The organism is Brevibacillus sp. IT-7CA2 (assembly GCF_949767855.1).
Lineage (GTDB): Bacteria > Bacillota > Bacilli > Brevibacillales > Brevibacillaceae > Brevibacillus.
Genome location: NZ_CATKQT010000006.1, coordinates 84,514 through 104,215, shown reverse-complemented (window position 1 = coordinate 104,215; position 19,702 = coordinate 84,514). Strand labels below are relative to the sequence as shown.

Genomic DNA, 19,702 nt, shown 5'->3' with positions numbered 1-19,702 from the left:
GCGATGAGACAGCAAATCAAGCAAGTAGGGATCATGGGAGGAACGTTTGACCCGATTCATTGTGGGCACTTGTTGGCGGCCGAACAAGCCAGAGAGCAAGCGGGCCTGGACGAAATCTGGTTTATGCCTACACACGTTCCACCGCACAAAAAGAGAGAGAGTCTGACGCTGGCGCATCACCGCTTGCAAATGGTTCAGCTCGCCGTGTCTGATCACGAGGTGTTTCGTGTAACAGATGTGGAGTTCGCAAGAGAAGGTCCATCGTACACCTATGACACGATGGTTCAGCTCGTCAGGCAGTTTCCGGATTGCCGGTTTTCCTTTATCATGGGAGGAGATATGGTAAAAATCTTGCCCAAATGGTACCAGTACCAAGAGCTGATTCATATGGTACGCTTTATAGGTCTAGCGAGGCCAGGAACCGAACTGGACCTGAAATCGAGCGAGGATGTCACATTTGTAGAGATGCCTGTTTGGGACATTTCTTCTACGATGGTTCGCGAGAAGGCAGCTACCAGGAAAAGCATCCGTTATCTTGTACCTGATGCCGTGGAGCGCTATATAAAGGAGAACCGAATCTATGAGACTTTTGGATAATCGGGAAGAGCTTCTCGTTCGCGTACGGCAACAAATGCATGAAAAACGCTACAATCACACGCTAGGGGTGGCTGCGTCGGCTCGCGAGCTGGCAGAGAGATTCGGGGCTGATCCAGACAAGGCCGAGCTTGCTGGACTGTTGCACGATTACTGTAAGTGCTGGCCTGTGGAAAAAATGTTCGAGATTCTCGTTCGCCACGATATGCCTACAGAGCTTTTGGAAGGGGAAAAAGAGCTGTGGCACGCCTTTGCAGCAGCCATTGTGATCCAGACTGATCTAGGTGTAACGGATGCAGATATTTTACAAGCTGTTCGCTACCATACAACGGGTCGGGCTGGCATGTCCCTGTTAGAAAAAGTCGTCTGTGTGGCAGACTATATAGAACCAAACCGGGTTTACCCTGGTGTCGATTTTATTCGCGCCAAAGCCATGCATGATTTGGACGCCGCCCTGGCACTCGCCTTGGGAGGCACGATTCAATTTTTGATAGAGAAGCAAAAGACGGTTTTCCCGTTGACATTGACTGCATATAACGATTTGGTTTCCCGCAAAGGGAGAGAAGGAGGGTTTTGATGGTTAAAACAGTAGAAGATTTGGCACAGTTGGTTGTGAAGGCAGTAGAGGACAAGAAAGCAGAGAACTTGAAGGTGCTTGATATTAAAAAGCTGTCCGTGATCGCAGACTATTTCATGATTTGCCACGGAAACAACGAGCGTCAAGTACAGGCAATTGTTCGCGAAATTCGTGATCAAGCCCACAAAAACGGCTATGACGTCCGTGGTATCGAGGGGGCGGATGAAGGTCGCTGGGTACTGGTTGATCTGGGCGATATCGTCATTCACGTTTTCCATCGCGAAGATCGCGAGTTTTACAACCTGGAGCGCCTGTGGAAGGACGCAGAGGAAGTTTCCTTCAGTGCGCAAGGGTAAGGACAGATGGCATACGCACATATGGCCGCTGTATATGACAGGCTGATGGCGGATACTCCTTATGACCAGTGGCTCGATTGGGTCGAGCGTCATTGGACAAAGGGAGAGAAGCCTGTGCGGGTCATTGATCTTGGCTGTGGGACTGGCACGATTGCGATCCCACTCGCCAAGCGGGGATACCGTGTTACTGGAGTGGATCTCTCAGCAGAAATGCTTGCGATCGCCTATGACAAAATGAGGCAGGAACAAGTGGATGTAGCGTGGGTAGAGCAGGATATGCGGGAGCTGTCCTTGCCCGAAGCGGATGCGGTCATCTCCTTGTGTGATTCATTGAGCTATCTTACAGAGGAAGCGGATGTGCAGGAAACGTTCAAGCACGTTTTCGCTCATCTCGCGCCCGGTGGGAGCTTTCTGTTTGATGTGCACAGTCCGTACAAGATGCTGCACATTTTCGGAGACGAGACGTTCACACATGTAGAGGATGAAGTTTCGTACATTTGGCAATGTTTTTGCGACCCGCTGCGACTGGAGGTAGAGCATCAGTTAACGTTTTTCATTCGTCAGCCAAACGGATTGTACGAGCGGATGGAAGAGGAGCATTGGCAACGGGCTTATCAGCCTGTCCAACTGATGCGTTGGCTGACAGATGCTGGCTTCACGGACATTGTCATCACTGCTGATTACTCGGATATGCCGCCACAAGAAGCGAGTGAGCGCCTATTTTTTTCAGCCCGCAAGCCGAAAAGTTTGACATGATTGGTTCGGATTGACTATAATGGCGTTATAACTACAGATTTCGACGCGTTTAAGAGGAATAGTAGGAATCGGATTCGAGCATTCACAGAGAGTTGACGGATGGTGCAAGTCAACCCGGATCTATCTGAACTCACCTCCCAGCACTTGCCCCCAAGGTCATTCAAGCAATGACTGCGTAAGGGTGAGCGGCTTATCCCCGATACGGATGAAACAAGTGGGTGAATGCTTGTCATTTGCCAATCTGGGTGGTACCGCGGGAATGTAAATAACCTCTCGTCCCTTTCGCAATAGCGATCTGGGATGTGAGGTTTTCGTATTTTCACCTATTTTAAGATGGGAGTGCTTTACCATGGTATTCAGTCATCAAAATGTCGAAAAGAAGTGGCAGCAATATTGGGAGCAGAACAAGACCTTCAAAACCTCCGAGGATGAGGGCAAGAAAAAGTTTTACGCACTCGACATGTTCCCGTATCCATCTGGAGCTGGCCTGCACGTAGGACATCCAGAAGGCTATACGGCTACTGATATTTTGTCCCGCATGAAGCGGATGCAAGGATATAACGTTCTCCATCCAATGGGGTGGGATGCGTTTGGTTTGCCAGCGGAGCAATACGCGCTCGATACAGGAAACGATCCGGCAGAATTCACCGAGCACAATATCAATACCTTCCGTCGCCAAATTAAGTCACTCGGATTTTCTTACGATTGGGATCGCGAAATCAATACGACCGATCAGAATTACTACAAGTGGACACAATGGATTTTTACGAAGCTGTATGAGAACGGCTTGGCTTATATTGACGAGGTAGCTGTAAACTGGTGCCCTGCTTTGGGAACGGTTTTGGCGAACGAAGAAGTTATTGACGGAAAAAGCGAGCGTGGCGGACACCCAGTAGAACGCCGCCCAATGAAGCAATGGGTCTTGAAAATTACTGCGTACGCGGAAAGACTGATCGCTGATCTGGATGAACTGGATTGGCCAGAGAGCATCAAGGAAATGCAACGCAACTGGATCGGCCGTTCTGAAGGGGCAGAAGTAACCTTTGGTATCGAAGGTCATGACGAATCCTTCACTGTCTTTACGACTCGTCCAGACACTCTCTACGGGGCAACCTATGCGGTACTGGCTCCTGAGCACAAGCTGGTTGAGCAAATTACCGTACCAGCTCAAAAAGAAGCAGTGGAAGCGTACCTGGATCAAGCGAAGCACAAGAGCGATCTGGAGCGTACCGATCTGGCGAAAGAAAAGACAGGAGTATTTACCGGAGCGTATGCGATCAACCCGGTTAACGGCGAGCGTCTGCCAATCTGGATTGCAGATTACGTGCTGATCAGCTACGGAACAGGTTCTATCATGGCGGTTCCAGCGCACGATGAACGCGACTATGAGTTCGCGAAAACATTCGATCTGCCAATCAAGCAAGTAATCGCTGGTGGAGATATCTCCAAAGAAGCGTATGCAGGCGACGGAGAGCACATCAACTCCGGCATGCTCGATGGTTTGAACAAAGAAGAGGCTATCAGCAAAATGATCGAGTGGCTGGAAGCGGAAGGCAAAGGAAATCGCAAAGTAACGTACCGTCTGCGCGACTGGCTGTTCAGCCGTCAACGCTACTGGGGTGAACCAATTCCGATTCTCCATCTGGAAGACGGCACGATGAAAGTCGTTCCAGAATCCGAACTGCCAATCGTATTGCCTAAAACAAAAGAAATCAAACCATCCGGTACAGGTGAATCGCCATTGGCAAATATCTCGGAGTGGGTAAACACTGTCGATCCGGAAACAGGCATGAAAGCACGTCGTGAGACAAACACGATGCCGCAATGGGCGGGTAGCTGCTGGTACTTCCTGCGCTTCATCGATCCACACAATGACAAGGCATTGGCTGATCCAGACAAACTGAAAGAATGGCTGCCAATCGACATTTACATTGGTGGTGCAGAGCATGCGGTGCTGCACTTGCTCTACTCTCGTTTCTGGCACAAGTTCCTGTACGATATCGGTGTCGTACCAACCAAGGAACCATTCCAAAAGCTGTATAACCAAGGAATGATCCTGGGTGAAAACAACGAGAAAATGAGTAAGTCCAAAGGCAACGTCGTAAACCCAGACGATATCATCACCAGCCATGGTGCCGACACACTGCGCATGTACGAAATGTTCATGGGACCACTGGATGCTTCGATCGCTTGGTCGACAAAAGGCTTGGATGGCGCACGCCGCTTCCTGGATCGCGTATATCGTCTGTTTGTGGGTGACAACGGTGAGCTGAACGAAAAAATCGTGGAAACCTCCAACGTGGCTGGTATGGAGCGCGTGTACCACCAAACGGTGAAAAAAGTAACAGAAGACTATGAGGGCCTGCGTTTCAATACAGGTATCTCTCAGTTGATGGTATTCGTAAACGAAGCGTATAAAGCAGAAGTTCTGCCGAAGAAATTCATGGAGGACTTTGTAAAAATGCTGTCTCCAATCGCTCCGCACTTGGGTGAAGAGCTGTGGGAAAAACTCGGTCACAGCGAGAGCGTGGCATACGCAGCATGGCCTACGTATGACGAAGCGAAGCTGGTTGAAGACGAGGTAGAAATCGTCCTGCAAATTAACGGCAAAAACAAAGAAAAGCTGCTCATCGCTTCTGATTCGACGAAAGAACAGATGGAAGAGATGGCGAAAAACAACGAGATGATTAACGAACTGATCGAAGGAAAAACGATCGTCAAAGTCATCGCTGTTCCAGGCAAACTGGTGAATATCGTCGTTCGTTAAGAAAAGGACGGCAAGAAATAAGAAGAGGAGTGGAGCCTGTGAGCGACAGGTTTCCACTCCTTTTTTTTGTAAATCAAAGCTTCTTCGTCTTGCACTAATGCGGCTGATTATTTAAATTTCGTGCAACCAGTTCCTGGTCCTCGGCAAACTTGGCTTGTGTGCGACGAAATACTTGGGCGAAAAGACCGGGAATACCGTCTTGCAAAGGAATTAGTCCTTCCCCAGTAATTCCTCCAGGCACGCAGACCCTCTTTTGCAGTGTAGGGAGGGTGAACGCTTCTTCGCGTAAAAGATCTGCGATCCCAATTAGCATTTGCGTAGTCATGTAGGTAGCAGCTTCTGTGGAAATGCCAGTTTCTTCAACAGCTTCTTGAATCATTTGCTGCAAAATATAGCTGATAAACGCTGGCCCGCAACTGACAATGTCAGAAGTAATTCGTAAAAAGGGCTCGGAAATCTCTATAGGGGAGCTAATGTGGGCAAACAGACTTCGTATTAAATGACGTTGTTCCTCTTGAATTCGTGATCCGAATTCACATAAGCTGACACCACTCCTTACGGCATTTGTTATAGAAGGAACGACTCTGGCAACCGCACAAGGAACTTGAGACTCCAAATCCGCAAGCTTGATCGGACTGGTGATCGTAATCAATAGGTGGTCTTGCGTTAAGGCAGGAGCAATTTGTTCGAGCATCACGCTATATTCCAGTGGCTTGACGCACAGCACGATCGTTGTAGCTTCTTTGACCAAATCGGCATTGCTGTGCGCGACAATGAGCCCGGGATGTTTTTCTGCCAGTTGCTGCGCCTTTGAAAGGGTTCTGTTGCTGATAATGACATGACTAGGAGTCAGCGCCTTGGCTGACAGCAGTGATTCAATCAAGATACTGCCCATGCTGCCCGTACCAATGAACCCAATTCTATTCATGGGCATACCTCCCTCCGATATTCTTTTCCCATTCTATGTAGGAGTGCCTATGATCATGACCGGATGCTGAGCACTCATTGTACCAACAGCCGATCCTTTATCCGTGCAAACATCTTCTCGCCAATTCCCTCAATCTGTTTCAGGTCATCCGCTGAACGAAATGGCCCTTGTTTTGACCGGTAATCCACGATTGCCTTGGCACGTGCTTCTCCAATCCCGGGAAGGCTCATGAGCTGTTCGACAGTTGCCGTGTTGAGATTAATCGCTGAGGAGGCACCAGTGGTGGATACGCTGGTAGTAGATAGTACACGGCCAATGGATGCGGAGACTGGCGCGGTTGCCCCTTTAGCCGGGATGACAAGAGCAGCTCCATCTGTGAGCGGCGCTGCCAAATTGATCTGGACAAGGTCAGCATCAGGCAGTGCTCCTCCTGCTTTTTCGATGGCATTTGCGACACGCGTACCTGGTTCGAATTGATATAAACCGGGATTTTTCACTTGCCCTTTCACATCGACATAGAGAGGTGGGGGGAGTGGTTCCTTTTCTTTATCTTTTTCCGGTGTCGTTTTTACAGGCTTGGCAGGTTGAGCAGTTGCTGAATCATCTGTCCGTTCTTTTGTTTCAACATTCGATGCAGCATAAGCAGGAGCATGCAACGGTAGTTCGTCAGTCTTATGCGATTGGTCGCGTTGATATAACCAATAGCTACAACCGACAAACAGAACAGCCGCAGTCAGCAAGATGAAACGACGATAACGCTCCCACCATTCCAGCACCATAACAAAAAACCCTCCCGTCCTTCACATAGCGATACGTTCATAGAGTGAACTTGTTCTCTATCAACGATGCTACGAAAAGTAAGAGAGGGTCTGCAAATCTATTTATTGCGTTTTCGCTGTTAGCCAATATGCAGCAGCGAATTTTTTTTGCGGCGATGGTCTACATTCGGGCTGACATAAGGCTCAAAATTGTGCTTTTGCTCAATGAAGATTTGATGCCACAGCATGAAGACCAGGATCGTCCAGATTTTGCGACTGTAATCCGCATTGCCTTCGCGGTGTTCATCGAGCATGTACAGCACATAGGCCTTATTGATCAAATTATCTACCTTGGATTCGAAAATGATCTCTTTTGCCCATTTGTAAAATTCGTTTTTAAGCCAATGACGAGTTGGAACAGGGAAGCCCAGCTTCTTTCTCGTTTGGATCTCAGGTGGTAAGAAGTCTTTCATTGCTTCACGAAGCACGTGCTTGGTCGTGCCGTTGGCAATTTTGTACTTCGTTGGAATGGTAGCGGCGAATTCAAATACCTTCAGATCAATGAAAGGCACTCGCAGCTCCAAAGAATTGGCCATCGTCATCTTGTCGGCCTTCATCAAAATGTTGCCTCTGAGCCAAGTGTGAATGTCCAAGTATTGCATCTTGGTCACATCGTCATATTCGGAAGCACGTTTGTAAATCTCTTCTGTAATGGTGAAAGGAGATACATACGCTTCCGAACGAGTAATATCTTCCATGACGACACGTTTTTTCATCTCTTCGCTGAAAATCAGTGCGTTTCCGAAAAAGCGTTGCTCAACCGTTTTCGATCCGCGGATAAGGAAGTTTTTCCCTTTTACCTGATCAGGGAGTCGTTCAGCCATGTATCCGATGGATTGGCGCATCCAGCCAGGCATCCCGGAAAACATTTTGAGTGAATGTGGCTCTCTGTAAATATTGTATCCGCCAAAAAATTCATCTGCACCTTCACCGGACAATACAACGGTCACGTGTTCACTCGCCATCTGCGCTACGAAATAGAGCAGGATGGCAGATGGGTCTGCTACCGGTTCATCCTGATGCCAGATCAGTCGCGGCAATTCATCCATGTACTGTTTGGCGTTTATAACGCGCTCGAAATGCTCCGATCCCAAATATGCGGCGGTTCGCTTCGCATAATCGAGCTCGCTGTAACCAGGAATATCTGAGCCAACAGAAAAAGATTTAACTGGTTCGAATGTGCGCAACATCCCAACGATACTGCTAGAGTCAACACCACTAGACAAGAAAGCTCCACGTGAAACCTCGCTAATCCGGTGTTTGTCGACAGATTCGAGCATGACACTGCGCGTACCCTCAACAAAATAAGAGAACGGTTTGCTTTCATCAGGCTTGAATTCTACATCCCAGTACCTTTCCAGCTTGATCTGGTCGTTTTCAATCACGAACGAGTGTGCAGGCGGTATACGGTAAATACCAGCAAACATCGTTTCAGGATCAGGTACATATTGGAATGTCAAATAGTGATAAAAAGCGGTTGGATTCACTTCACGCTTGAATCCTGGTATCTCCAGCAAGCTTTTAATCTCGCTGGCAACCCCGATCGAATCATTCGTCTCGACATAGTAGAGCGGCTTGATTCCAAAATGGTCGCGTGCCCCAAACATACGTTTTTTACGGGAGTCGTAGATCGTAAAGCCAAACATCCCGCGCAAATGCTTCGGTGCATCTGTTCCTACCTCTTCATAAAGGTGGAGGATGGTTTCAATATCAGAATCGGTATGGAAAACGTGACCGATGTCCTTTAACCATTGCTGTAACTCTTTGTAATTGTAGATTTCACCGTTACCAATAATCCAGATGTCACGTGTTTCGTTAAACAGCGGTTGATGTCCGCCTTCCACGTCAATGATGCTTAAACGACGAAAGCCCAGGGCGATGTTGTCTTCAAGGTGAAAACCATCGTCATCTGGACCACGGTGCAGGATGACACCCGTCATTGCACTAATCGCTTCTTGTTGAACAGGCATTTGCCGCTTGTTATAGAGTGATACGATTCCGCACATAAGAAATGACTCTTCCTCTCACTGGATTGCTCCTGCTAACTCTATCATGTATCGACCATCAGCGCAATCTCTTATGAGTGCCAGTGATTGACCTCGAAAACGCTGATTCTACAAGGGAATTAGCCTTTCTTCTTTTCTATTTTTGTCCCCATTTGGTTAGATATACTCCCCTAGAAGACCATGAATCGTTCGACAAAACGGCTCATGAAAGAACCAGACAGGGGGATTGCAGTGTCAGTATGGATAGCAAGCCTAGCGATGATGATCGGCCTCATTTTCTCCGCCTATTTGCATCCTGCTTGGCTCCTGTTGGCTGCAGGCGTATCATGGGCACTTGTTGCATGTATCCCGTTACCTTACCGCAAATACGCTGCATGCTACTCACTGATTTCTATTCTAGCAGGTCTCTTTTTTTATGGGTACGAGAATCTCTACAGCTCTGAAGTAAAACCTTTGGCAGAAAGGGAGCAGAGGATCTGGATAGAAGGTGTCATTGATTCACCTGTGAGAAGGGATGGGGATGTAGCACGATTTTTTGTCACGATAACATCCTGGGGTGAAAATAAGCCTGATCAGAATGAGCATCGGTCTCTCGAAAAAATCGCGCTTCGTGTTAAGCTTGCTTCTTTCCAAGAAGCATCACAAATAGAGCAGTGGAGAAGTGGCAGTGTGATCGTGGCTCCGATTCGACTATCCTTACCAGCTACTGCGCGCAATCCCCATGCCTTCGACTACGCCAGCTATTTGTATTGGCAAGGTGTCCATGTCACAGGGGAAACAAGCTATCAAGCGGTTGATATGACACCTGCTTTTTCCGTGTCGGCGAGCTTTCAAGAATGGCAGGACTCGGGTGCCAAGCGAATTGAATTATTATTTACAGATGCAGAAACAGCGGGTTACATGAAGTCGTTGCTGCTTGGTCTTGGACAAGAGGTGAATCCTGAGCTTGCGTCCATGTATTCGAATTTGGGCTTAAGTCATATCCTCGCGATTTCCGGTTTGCATGTGACATTGGTTAGCTCCATGTTTATGTGGTGTTTGGAATGGATTGGGATCAGACGCAGACTCGCATTTGTCGTAACGATTTTGTTCTTGATTGGGTATGTACTCCTGGTGGGAGCCAGCGCGTCCGCGATCCGATCCGGGCTGATGGGGAGTGTAGGTCTTCTCAGTCAGGTATTTGGAAAGAGGTTGGACGGCAAGGACGTTTGGGCAGGGGCACTCATTCTGATGCTGGTGGTGAATCCTTATCAGCTGTGGCATGTCGGTTTTCAACTTTCCTTTACGGTGACACTTGGTCTGATTATTTTTGTGCCATACAGCTTGCATGTGTTTGTGCGAGTACCCGTCTGGATTCGTACTCTCGTGGCGGTTACTATGTCAGCCCAGCTCGTTTCTTTTCCGTTTCTCATCTACCATTTTCATTTGTTTTCACCTGTGTCTTGGCTGGTCAATTTAGTAGTGACACCGATTCTCTCGGCTATAGCGCTACCGTTCGGGTATATTGCGGTTGTCCTCGATTTCGTCCATCCGTTTTTGGCGGTGATCCCTGTTTGGGTATCGACGTCTATGCTGAAATGGATTCATCTCCCGCTGTTTGCTATTGAAAAAATGAGGCTCCCCTTCACATATTGGCCGCATCCTTCGTGGTGGTGGCTTGTTTTGTATACTTGCTTTTTAAGTATGATACCCATTTTATGGAAATTAGGTTATCATCGAAAGCGTGATATAATGTTTACTTTCGTTATATTTCTGTTGTTCATTGTAGCGGCCAGACAGCCGTTTTCCGGAGTCGAAGAAGTGCGAATTACCTTCCTTGATGTCGGACAAGGGGATTCCATCGTTGTCGAAATTGGTGATCAGAAGGTATACTTAATGGATGCGGGTGGGACAATGCGGTTCCCAGCTGCTGAACCATGGATGGAAAAGCGTGACCCATTTGAGGTGGGGAAAGACGTCGTTCTGCCGTTTCTGATGGCCAGAGGAATCGAGAAAATCGATCGTGTCATCATGACGCATGGCGATCTGGATCACATCGGGGGGGTAAAATCGCTCATTCCTCATTTTTCTTTTGGAGAGGTATTGGTGAATGGAACAGCACCTTCCAAATTAGAGGGCGAGATTGTCCAGCTTTTCCAACAAGAAGGGGTTCCGATTTTAACCGGGCTCCCGGGTCAATCTTGGTCAGATGGGCCGGGAATCGAGTGGAAGTGGCTGCATCCGGGTGAATCGACCTTCTCAGGAAATGATGCATCCGTAGTACTCCAGCTGACTGCTTTCAACAAGACTGTATTGTTTACGGGTGACATTGAAAAGGATGGGGAAAGTCAGCTTGTTCAAAACGGTTTGACTTCTGTGGATGTTTTGAAAGTAGCCCATCATGGAAGCAATACCTCGAGCACCGAAGAGCTCCTTGCAGTCACAGCACCAAAAGTTGCTGTAATCTCTGCTGGGGTGAAAAATCGGTACGGGCATCCATCGTCCGAAGTACTGTATCGCTTAAAAAAATCGGGTTCCGCCGTGTACAGGACTGATGCTCATGGAGCGATTACGCTGGTTATTACACCTGCGGGATTATATTGGCAGGCCCAAATATTGGATACATAATCTGTTTGCAACTTTTTCAATGAGCGAACCGTCTGTAGGGGGGAGAAGAGAATATGCCAGAAGCAGAGTTGATCAGGATGGCGCAATCCGGGGATCATGACGCGCTAGTCGAACTGCTTCGATCTATTGAGACCTCCGTTTACCGAAGCGCTTATTACATTCTAGGGAACGAACAAGACGCGCTTGATGCATCCCAGGAAGTCCTCATTCGAATTTATCGAAAGTTGGACACCTATCAGGAAAAAGCAAAGTTCTCAACCTGGGTACAACGCATTGTCAGCAACGTTTGTATGGATAAATTTCGCGCGAAGAAGGAAACGGTCTCAATTGACGAGCACGAGTTGATCATTCCTGATCGTAACAACGTAGAAGAAGAAATCCTTCTCACCGGGCTGTCAAATGACATCCAGGAAGCCATCGGAAGATTGCCAAAGCAATACCGGATGGTTGTAGTACTCCGCTATCTAGAGGATTTGTCCTATCAAGAAATAGCGGAGGCACTAGATTTGCCGCTTAACACGGTAAAGTCGTATTTATTTCGGGCTAGGCAACAGTTACAGGAGCTGTTATACGACTACCAGAAAGGGGGGATCGGTTGATGACCAACGAAGAGATTTTTGAACTCATGCAGCGGGATCTGGATGGAGATCTTTCGGAGTCAGAGCAGCAACTGCTCTATCAGATGATCCAGAAAGATGCTGATCTGCAGCTTATGTACAACCGTTTGAAAGATGTGTCACAACAATTAGAACATCTGCCCCCTGTCGTACCTCCGTTCAGCATCGTAGATTCTATCCTGCCCAAGCTGGAGTCAGCCGCTGCAAAGCCTGCTGCGGTGAAATCTACGGTGAACGAGGAAATCCTGCCCACTCTGGAAGTTAAGCGCGAGTCGTCTTCGCTGCCGGAATCAAAAAAGTGGAAGCGGATGAAAGTGTGGATGGCTAGTCTTGGTAGTACGGCCGTCGCTGCAAGCCTATTGATTGGCATGCTGTTATCGGGCGGTGATGGTAAGAAGCAGGAAGTCGATTCGTTCCAGAACGGAACGGACATGACGCCAGCGGCCGTGGAACAACCTAAAACGCCTGGGCCAGATACTCCCAGTCCTCCAAGCAATAATCCAATATCATCGAATTCAAAAGAGGAAGAGGACAAGACAAAAAAGTCAAGTGGAGCAACTACGCAGACGAAGAGTAAAAAGCCTCCGGCAAAGACCAAGAAAAAGCAAACACCGCCACCGAAGCAAACGAATACGACGCCACCACCACAAAAGAAGCCTGTACCTCCAACGCCAGTACTTACAGATGATAAGCCACCGGTATGGCCGATCGGACTGGAGGAGAATCCGGACAGAGAAGACAAAGAACCTGCTAATGACGATAAGGACGACGGCGGGGACAAGCAAGAGGAGAAAGACAAGGGAAAAAATAAAGAGAAGAAAAAAAATAAAGATAATGACTAACTTTTTTCCGCGTATGGACCGGCACCGCTTGCGGGGATTTTGCGTATAGTACATTATCAAGCACCCCCTGCTTACCGTTTGGGGAGGAGGAATCCCGGGGCTTTTCCCTAAACGTTTACATAGAGGTGCCAACGGATAAAAAAACCGCTACCGATTCACTGGTGGCGGTTTTTTTTCGCTTTGCTCTGATCAACATGTGCTATAATAACGCAGGTAAGAAGAAGGAAAGGGGAGAAAACGTATGCCACTCCTATCGGCTATTCGCGAAATACGGCAAAAACAATTCTCGCCGATCTACGTCTTATACGGTCCAGAGTCTTTTCTGGCCGAAGATTTTTTGGCGTTGGCTCGTAAAGAAATGATTGATCCAGAATTTATGGATTTGAATATGAGCGTGTATGATTGTACCGAAACAGGATTGAGCGAAATTCTGCAGGATGCGGAAACCTTGCCGTTTATGGGCGAGCAGCGATTGGTGATTGCCAGACAAGCCTACTTTTTAACAGGAAGTAAGCCTTCAACTAAGGTAGAAAGCGACCCGGATGCTTTGCTCGATTATTTGCAAAATCCGCCTCCCTACACCACGCTTATTCTACATACAGAAGCTGACAAGCTCGATGAACGAAAAAAGCTGGTCAAAACGCTGCAGCAAAAGGCGAAAGTGATCCCTTTTCCGTTGCTAAAAGACGGAGATTTGTACGGTTGGGTAGAGCGGCAAGCGGGTAAATACGAGGCGAAAATCGATCGTCAGCAAGCCATGAAGCTTGTGGAGCGAGTGGGAGCCGAGCTGCGCCTTCTGAACAAGGAAATCGAAAAGATGGCCCTGTTTGTCGGGGTGGGTGAAAGCATCACGGACGAGGTCATCGAGCTGCTCGGAGCACGTACGCTGGAGCAGGATGTATTTGCGCTGATTGAACAGGTCGCTTCGGGGAGATTGGACAAGGCACTCAGGATGATGTACGACTGCATGAAAACAGGAGAGGAGCCGATTAAGCTGCTGGCTCTCTTGGCGAGGCAGTTCCGTATGCTGTTGCATGTCAAGCAATTGGCTCCGCGTGGTTATTCGCAGCAACAGATGGCAGGCATGATAAAAATGCATCCTTACGCGGTGAAAAAAGCAATGGAGCAAGCGCGTCATTTTTCTGAGGAGTCGTTGAAAAAACTGCTGGGCATTCTGGCGGAAGAAGATTTTCGGATGAAGTCAGGGCAAGTAGACAAGCGTCTCGCCCTCGAATTATTCATTGCACGTGCACATGACGAACGAACAAAACGGTCGTGACGATTTTTACAGTAAAAAAACCCCAAGAACAAGATGTTCACGGGGTTTTTTGGCGCTTGGTCTCTTACGCTACAGGAGCGCTCAGAACGTTAAGCTTTTTCATCAAACGAGACTTTTGACGGTTTGCTGCGTTTTTATGAATGAGACCTTTCGAAGCGGCCTTGTCCAGCTTTTTCACAGCCACCAGAAGAGTAGATTTCGCCAATGCTACATCGGAAGCAGCGACAGCTTTCTCAAAGCTCTTGATAGAAGTACGCAGATCAGACTTTTGAGAAGCACGGTGTGCGCGACGCTTTTCGATTGTTTTGGTGCGTTTAATCGCGGATTTAATGTTTGGCATGTGTGTCACCTCCTTAATACGACCATAGATATACAGTCATACAACAAAGTAATTCTAGCATGGGGCGAACCCATTTGCAAGAAAGGATTCGGAATAAAAATGAAGGATTCAAGCAAGCTAGTAGCAGGAACAAAATGGTCAGTACTTTTTTCACTTCGGATCAAAGGAGCTGATGAACATGGCACATAACATTGATTTATCTGGTTACTCCATTCGTACGGATCTGGCCTTAGAGGCCCACGAGCTTGCCCAGCAGCAGAATCAGAGCGGCATTGAGGGCGTTTGGCTGCAAGCTGACGACAGCGAGCCCAATGTGAAAGTAACGAGATTACATGTGGAAACAGAGGAAGCGGGGAAGGAAATCGGTAAGCTCCCGGGGCATTACCTTACGATTGAAGTGCCCAAGCTGCGGGATAATGATACATCGATTGAGGAGCAGGTGGCCAAGCGATTCTCTGTCGAATTTGCGATGTTTCTCAAACAGCTGGGAATCACTGAGGACAAAAAGGCTCTCGTAGTTGGTCTCGGCAACTGGAATGTGACCCCAGATGCGCTGGGACCGATGGTTGTGGAAAATTTGTTGATTACACGCCATCTGTACACACTGGCGCCTGAAACCGTCGGCGAAGGTTATCGGGAAGTTAGTGGGCTATCACCGGGTGTCCTTGGGATTACGGGGATAGAAACGAGTGAGATCATTTTTGGTGTCGTGGAAAAAAGCAAACCCGATTTTGTCATTTGTATCGATGCCCTTGCGTCCCGCGCTTTGCACAGGGTCAACACAACGATTCAAATATCGGATACTGGGATTCATCCTGGATCAGGGGTCGGAAACAAACGCAAAGCGATTGATCAGGCGACACTTGGTGTGCCTGTGATTGCGATAGGAGTCCCTACGGTCGTTTTTGCCTCCACGATTGTAAATGATGCGATTACGTATTTGCTGGGGCATTTTGGACAATCGATGGTGGAGAGCAAGCGGGCGTTTAACAAACTGGCATTGAGTACGCTGCCGGAGCGTAAGGAACCGTACACGGAAGAGGATTTGCCTGACTTGGAATCCCGCAAGACATTTATGGGATTGGTAGGTTCCCTGCCGGAAGAAGAGAAACGGCAACTGGTTCATGAGGTCCTTCGACCGTTGGGACAGGATCTGGTCGTCACCCCAAAAGAAATTGATGATTTTATTGAAGGCGTGGCGAATGTGATCGCAACAGGTCTGAATCGCGCCTTGCACAGTGCCGTAAATGAAGAAAATAGCGGCTCATATACCCACTAAGTCGTGAAAAGCTAGAGTGAGAGAGAAAAGCTAGAAAAGGGTTCTATCGTCTCTATGAGCCTCATAAGCTAAAGCATAGACAAGCACGAGGGGAAGTTCTCCCGACGTGCAACCATGCAACAGCTAGAGGAGTGAGACAGATGGCGACCCTCATTCAACGCCAATTCGTTGTTCTTTCCTTTATAACTGCCTTCCTGTTTGTCATGACAGGAGTGCTTTCGCTCGGCGGGAACCGAATCGCAATTTCTTCCTCCGCCATTCAACAGGCCGCTTCTCATATTTCCAGTCTGGCGATTTTGGGGTGGATGGGGCAGGAAATTCCGGTTTTGTCCGAAACGGTGCAAGCACAGGCTGATGATCGCACGAATAGCGTAACGGGTTTTCTCTTTCGCTTGGCAACCAATATACAGCCGGGAGACTTGCGCAGCTTGCTAGGCAGGGAGCTCCCAGGGATGGTGACGACAGAGGATGCCAGGTTTGTCGTACAGGGAAAAGGAGCTTCTCTCGCAGATTTTTATTTGGAGTATCCCGCCCATCCGAGACAGGTAGCGGATCAATCGCAAGTAGTTCCGATCGTAGAGCCAAAGCCGGAGGATACCACGAAGTCAGGCGAAACAAAGCCAGCTCCTGTGCCCAATTCAGTCACGAACGGCAAAAAAATCGTTTACGTCTACAACTCGCATAATCGGGAATCGTGGTTTAGTGAGACGAAGCCAGTAGGAACCTCCGTCGATCATCCTACGAGAAATATATCGTTAATCAGCAAGTATTTATCAGAAGCGTTGAATGACAGAGGAATTGGTTCAGACGTGAGCACCGACGACATCTATCAGGAGCTGTTGAACAAAAAAATGCATTACTCCTTCTCCTACGCGGAATCTTTGCAAGTGGTCAAAGCCGCAACGGAGAAAAACAAGGAACTGTACTACTTCTTCGATCTGCATCGAGACACAGCGCCACGAGATCGTACGACGGTCACGATCAAAGGAAAAACGTATGGAAGAGTATTGTTCGTCATCGGAAAAAGAAACAAAAGCTACGAAAAAAATGAGGCATTTGCAACAGAGCTTCATGAGTTGATGGAAAAAATGTACCCAGAGCTTTCACGTGGCGTGATGGAAAAAGGCGCAAAAACGGATCATGGCGAGTATAATCAGTCCCTCTCCCCGGGAAGCCTGTTAATAGAAATAGGTGGTACGGAAAACAGCGTGCAGGAAAGCAAGAATACGGCAGAAGCATTGGCTGATGTTTTCGCAGCCTATTATCAGCAAGCTGAAAAAGTAGGCAAAACAGTTTCTGACGAGCCTGCAAAGAGGTGACGGGCATGAACGTGACGATGAAGCTGACTGGACTGTTAATCATCTTGCTGGTCGGGGTAGTTTTGGGATTGCAAACGGCTGAGCGTGGAATATCCAAAGTGAGTGGAGTGCCTGAGGGGCAGGCGCAAACCTTTTCCATCAAAAAAGTGGACCAAGGGCAAGTAGAGATCGCGGTAATGGGCAAGCAGGTTCAGACTGCCAACCCGAAGGAAATGGTCAACTACGTCAGTCGGATTGGTTTGACTTTGGGGGGAAGCATTAAAAGTGGGGCGCAGAGTTTTGTCGATTGGGTTGGGAGTTTTTTTGAACCGTGAAAATGGTTTATGCGCAAAAAGAAGGGGTGCAGAAAGCCCCAGTGACAAAAGACCCGTACAAGCGGGTCTTTTGCATGCGACCACAGATGCTTCACTCAATCTGCTTAAACAGAGCAAGTGAGGCTACATCAACAATGAAAGGGCTATCATAAATTTCTTTTACATAATTTTCAAACGGGAGTCAAATATTCTTTTTAATCAGTAAAGAGGTAATAGTTTGAATTTATTGTGTTGCGAAAAAATTGAATAAATGTCATAATATCTACGTAAAGGTCTATTTTGGAAGTATATATCGGTGAGAGAGGTGAGCCACGTGTCACATCCTGTCCTACAAATTGAAAACCTGCAAACGCACTTTTTCACGGACCGCGGCCAAATCCCTGCCGTTGATGGCGTGACGATCACGGTACAAAAAGGAGAAGTAGTCGGTATCGTAGGCGAATCCGGCTGCGGAAAGAGCGTTACCTCCCTTTCCGTTATGAAGCTAGTACCCAATCCCCCAGGGAGAATCGTGGGAGGTTCGATTAAATTCAAGGGGGAGGATCTCGTATCTGTCGACGAAAAGCGAATGAGAGACATCCGCGGGAACGAAATTGCGATGATCTTTCAGGAGCCGATGACATCGTTAAATCCGGTGTTTACGATTGGAGACCAGATAGGAGAATCAGTCCGATTACATACGAAGGCGAGCAAAAAGGACGCAAGAGCACGTGCCGTTGAGATGTTGAAAAAAGTCGGAATTCCTCGAGCGGAAGCCATCGTCGATGAATACCCGCACCAGCTTTCCGGGGGCATGAGGCAGCGTGTCATGATTGCGATGGCAATGGCTTGCAATCCAGCGCTTTTGATTGCAGACGAGCCTACTACCGCGCTCGACGTGACGATTCAAGCGCAGATTTTGGACCTGATGCGTCAACTCAACCGGGAAGCAGACACAGCCATTCTCCTCATTACCCACGATCTTGGGGTCGTTGCGGAAATGTGTCATCGCGTCGTGGTGATGTACGCAGGCAACGTGATTGAACAAGGCGATGTTCGTACGATCTTAAAAAATCCGAAGCATCCTTATACGATCGGCTTGTTGAATTCGTTGCCGAAGCTGGAAGAATCACAGGAGCGTCTCTATTCAATTCCAGGCAACGTCCCGATTCCGGGTTCGCTTACTGTCGGATGCCGTTTTGCACCTAGATGCGATAAAGTATCAGACCGATGCCGCAGTGAGATGCCAGAATTAAAAGTGGTAGGGGACAATCACCTTTCCCGCTGCTGGCTGACCGAATAACCCGAGAGGAGCATGCAGGTGGCTGAAGATCTTCTGATCGTAAAAAATTTGAAAAAATACTACCCAATCACAGGCGGTGTTCTTGGAGGGGAAGTAGGTGTAGTAAAGGCGGTAGATGATGTATCGTTTACCGTTAAGAGTGGAGAAACTTTGGGGCTGGTAGGTGAGAGTGGCTGTGGAAAGTCCACGACGGGACGTTCCTTGCTACGGCTGATTGAACCTACTTCCGGTGAAATCAACTTTGACGGGACAGATGTCATGTCGCTTTCCACAGACGCGATGAGAAAGATGCGACGTGACATGCAAATTGTCTTTCAGGACCCGTTTGCTTCACTCAACCCTAGACATAATATTGAGAAAATTTTGGAAGAGCCCTTGATTGTACATGGTTTGGGTTCTTCGGCAGAGCGAAAAAAGCGCGTGCAGGAAATGTTGGAGATCGTTGGTCTGAGCAGCTATCACGCTAGCCGCTATCCGCATCAATTCAGCGGAGGACAAAGGCAGCGGATCGGCATTGCGAGAGCGTTGATGCTCAAGCCTAAATTGATCGTTGCGGATGAGCCTGTGTCTGCACTGGACGTGTCCATTCAGTCGCAGGTGCTCAATCTCATGCAGGATTTGCAACGCGAATTCGGCCTTACATACTTGTTCATTGCCCACGATTTAAGTGTAGTGCGTCATATCAGTGATCGGGTAGGCGTGATGTACCTTGGCAGAATTGTCGAGCTGACGACGAGTAGCCAATTGTATTCCAATCCGCTCCATCCGTATACGAAAGCACTACTGTCGGCGGTACCTTCGCCAGACCCTGATGCGGTACGAGAAAGAGTTATCCTCCAGGGAGATGTGCCGAGCCCTGCCAAACCTCCAAGTGGCTGTACATTCCATACGAGGTGTCCCCATGTAACAGAGGAGTGTCGTACTGTGCGACCAGAATTTGCGGACACAGGAGACAGTCACTTTGTTGCTTGTCACTTATACAAGTCCTAATCGACAAAAGGGAGTCTTGTAAAGGGGGGAT

General features: G+C 48.2%; 18 protein-coding genes. 14 read left to right on the top strand and 4 right to left on the bottom strand.

Annotated features, from left to right (window positions below; translation table 11 throughout):
- Window positions 1–3: 3 nt before the first annotated feature.
- The 5 genes from ACM6JA_RS04265 (at window position 4) to leuS (ending at window position 5,050) form a co-directional block, all read left to right on the top strand.
- The gene (locus tag ACM6JA_RS04265; RefSeq protein ID WP_414851333.1) at window positions 4–597 is read left to right on the top strand and encodes a nicotinate-nucleotide adenylyltransferase; all 594 of its coding nucleotides are present in this window, start codon (window positions 4–6) and stop codon (window positions 595–597) included.
- The gene (gene yqeK / locus ACM6JA_RS04260; protein WP_007727774.1) at window positions 581–1,171 is read left to right on the top strand and encodes a bis(5'-nucleosyl)-tetraphosphatase (symmetrical) YqeK; all 591 of its coding nucleotides are present in this window, start codon (window positions 581–583) and stop codon (window positions 1,169–1,171) included. Before ACM6JA_RS04265 ends, yqeK begins: the two co-directional genes overlap by 17 nt.
- Entirely contained in the window at window positions 1,171–1,527 is a 357-nt protein-coding gene (rsfS, locus tag ACM6JA_RS04255; protein WP_007727773.1) for a ribosome silencing factor, read from the top strand. Before yqeK ends, rsfS begins: the two co-directional genes overlap by 1 nt.
- A 6-nt stretch (window positions 1,528–1,533) precedes the next feature.
- Window positions 1,534–2,283, top strand: a complete 750-nt coding sequence (locus ACM6JA_RS04250) for a class I SAM-dependent DNA methyltransferase (protein ID WP_414851332.1) — start codon at window positions 1,534–1,536, stop codon at window positions 2,281–2,283.
- Window positions 2,284–2,632: 349 nt separating this feature from the next.
- On the top strand, window positions 2,633–5,050 hold the full coding sequence (gene leuS, locus ACM6JA_RS04245) for a leucine--tRNA ligase (protein ID WP_414851331.1): 2,418 nt from the start codon (window positions 2,633–2,635) through the stop codon (window positions 5,048–5,050).
- Between the two features lie 94 nt (window positions 5,051–5,144).
- Here leuS and comER read toward each other — a convergent pair whose 3' ends face one another.
- From comER to asnB, 3 genes are all read right to left on the bottom strand, one after another.
- Window positions 5,145–5,978 (bottom strand): late competence protein ComER, encoded by an 834-nt coding sequence (gene comER, locus ACM6JA_RS04240; RefSeq protein WP_414851330.1) that lies wholly within the window; start codon window positions 5,976–5,978, stop codon window positions 5,145–5,147.
- Between the two features lie 74 nt (window positions 5,979–6,052).
- Window positions 6,053–6,757 carry a helix-hairpin-helix domain-containing protein gene (locus tag ACM6JA_RS04235; RefSeq protein WP_414851329.1) on the bottom strand — a complete coding sequence of 235 codons (705 nt, stop codon included), beginning with the start codon at window positions 6,755–6,757 and terminating at the stop codon, window positions 6,053–6,055.
- Between the two features lie 119 nt (window positions 6,758–6,876).
- Complete coding sequence (asnB, locus tag ACM6JA_RS04230; RefSeq protein WP_414851328.1) at window positions 6,877–8,802, bottom strand: asparagine synthase (glutamine-hydrolyzing); 1,926 nt, start codon at window positions 8,800–8,802, stop codon at window positions 6,877–6,879.
- Window positions 8,803–9,006: 204 nt separating this feature from the next.
- Between asnB and ACM6JA_RS04225 the strand changes: the two genes are divergently transcribed.
- From ACM6JA_RS04225 to holA, 4 genes are all read left to right on the top strand, one after another.
- The gene (locus ACM6JA_RS04225) at window positions 9,007–11,409 is read left to right on the top strand and encodes a DNA internalization-related competence protein ComEC/Rec2 (RefSeq protein ID WP_414851327.1); all 2,403 of its coding nucleotides are present in this window, start codon (window positions 9,007–9,009) and stop codon (window positions 11,407–11,409) included.
- Window positions 11,410–11,462: 53 nt separating this feature from the next.
- Window positions 11,463–12,008: an RNA polymerase sigma factor gene (locus ACM6JA_RS04220; RefSeq protein WP_007727758.1), complete on the top strand. Its 546-nt coding sequence runs from the start codon at window positions 11,463–11,465 to the stop codon at window positions 12,006–12,008.
- Window positions 12,008–12,868 (top strand): anti-sigma factor family protein, encoded by an 861-nt coding sequence (locus tag ACM6JA_RS04215; protein WP_414851326.1) that lies wholly within the window; start codon window positions 12,008–12,010, stop codon window positions 12,866–12,868. Before ACM6JA_RS04220 ends, ACM6JA_RS04215 begins: the two co-directional genes overlap by 1 nt.
- A gap of 241 nt (window positions 12,869–13,109) precedes the next feature.
- Entirely contained in the window at window positions 13,110–14,147 is a 1,038-nt protein-coding gene (gene holA / locus ACM6JA_RS04210; protein ID WP_414851325.1) for a DNA polymerase III subunit delta, read from the top strand.
- 64 nt (window positions 14,148–14,211) lie between these two features.
- Here the strand turns inward: holA and rpsT are convergent, their stop codons facing one another.
- Window positions 14,212–14,487 (bottom strand): 30S ribosomal protein S20, encoded by a 276-nt coding sequence (gene rpsT, locus ACM6JA_RS04205; RefSeq protein WP_005833151.1) that lies wholly within the window; start codon window positions 14,485–14,487, stop codon window positions 14,212–14,214.
- Window positions 14,488–14,665: 178 nt separating this feature from the next.
- Here rpsT and gpr point away from each other — a divergent pair, with 178 nt between their 5' ends.
- From gpr to ACM6JA_RS04180, 5 genes are all read left to right on the top strand, one after another.
- On the top strand, window positions 14,666–15,766 hold the full coding sequence (gene gpr, locus ACM6JA_RS04200) for a GPR endopeptidase (RefSeq protein ID WP_414851324.1): 1,101 nt from the start codon (window positions 14,666–14,668) through the stop codon (window positions 15,764–15,766).
- A gap of 140 nt (window positions 15,767–15,906) precedes the next feature.
- Window positions 15,907–17,085 (top strand): stage II sporulation protein P, encoded by a 1,179-nt coding sequence (spoIIP, locus tag ACM6JA_RS04195; protein ID WP_007727742.1) that lies wholly within the window; start codon window positions 15,907–15,909, stop codon window positions 17,083–17,085.
- Window positions 17,086–17,090: 5 nt separating this feature from the next.
- The gene (locus tag ACM6JA_RS04190) at window positions 17,091–17,399 is read left to right on the top strand and encodes a YqxA family protein (RefSeq protein WP_007727739.1); all 309 of its coding nucleotides are present in this window, start codon (window positions 17,091–17,093) and stop codon (window positions 17,397–17,399) included.
- Between the two features lie 313 nt (window positions 17,400–17,712).
- Window positions 17,713–18,681 (top strand): ABC transporter ATP-binding protein, encoded by a 969-nt coding sequence (locus ACM6JA_RS04185; RefSeq protein ID WP_414851322.1) that lies wholly within the window; start codon window positions 17,713–17,715, stop codon window positions 18,679–18,681.
- Window positions 18,682–18,699: 18 nt separating this feature from the next.
- Window positions 18,700–19,671 carry an ABC transporter ATP-binding protein gene (locus ACM6JA_RS04180; RefSeq protein WP_007727736.1) on the top strand — a complete coding sequence of 324 codons (972 nt, stop codon included), beginning with the start codon at window positions 18,700–18,702 and terminating at the stop codon, window positions 19,669–19,671.
- Window positions 19,672–19,702: the final 31 nt, after the last annotated feature.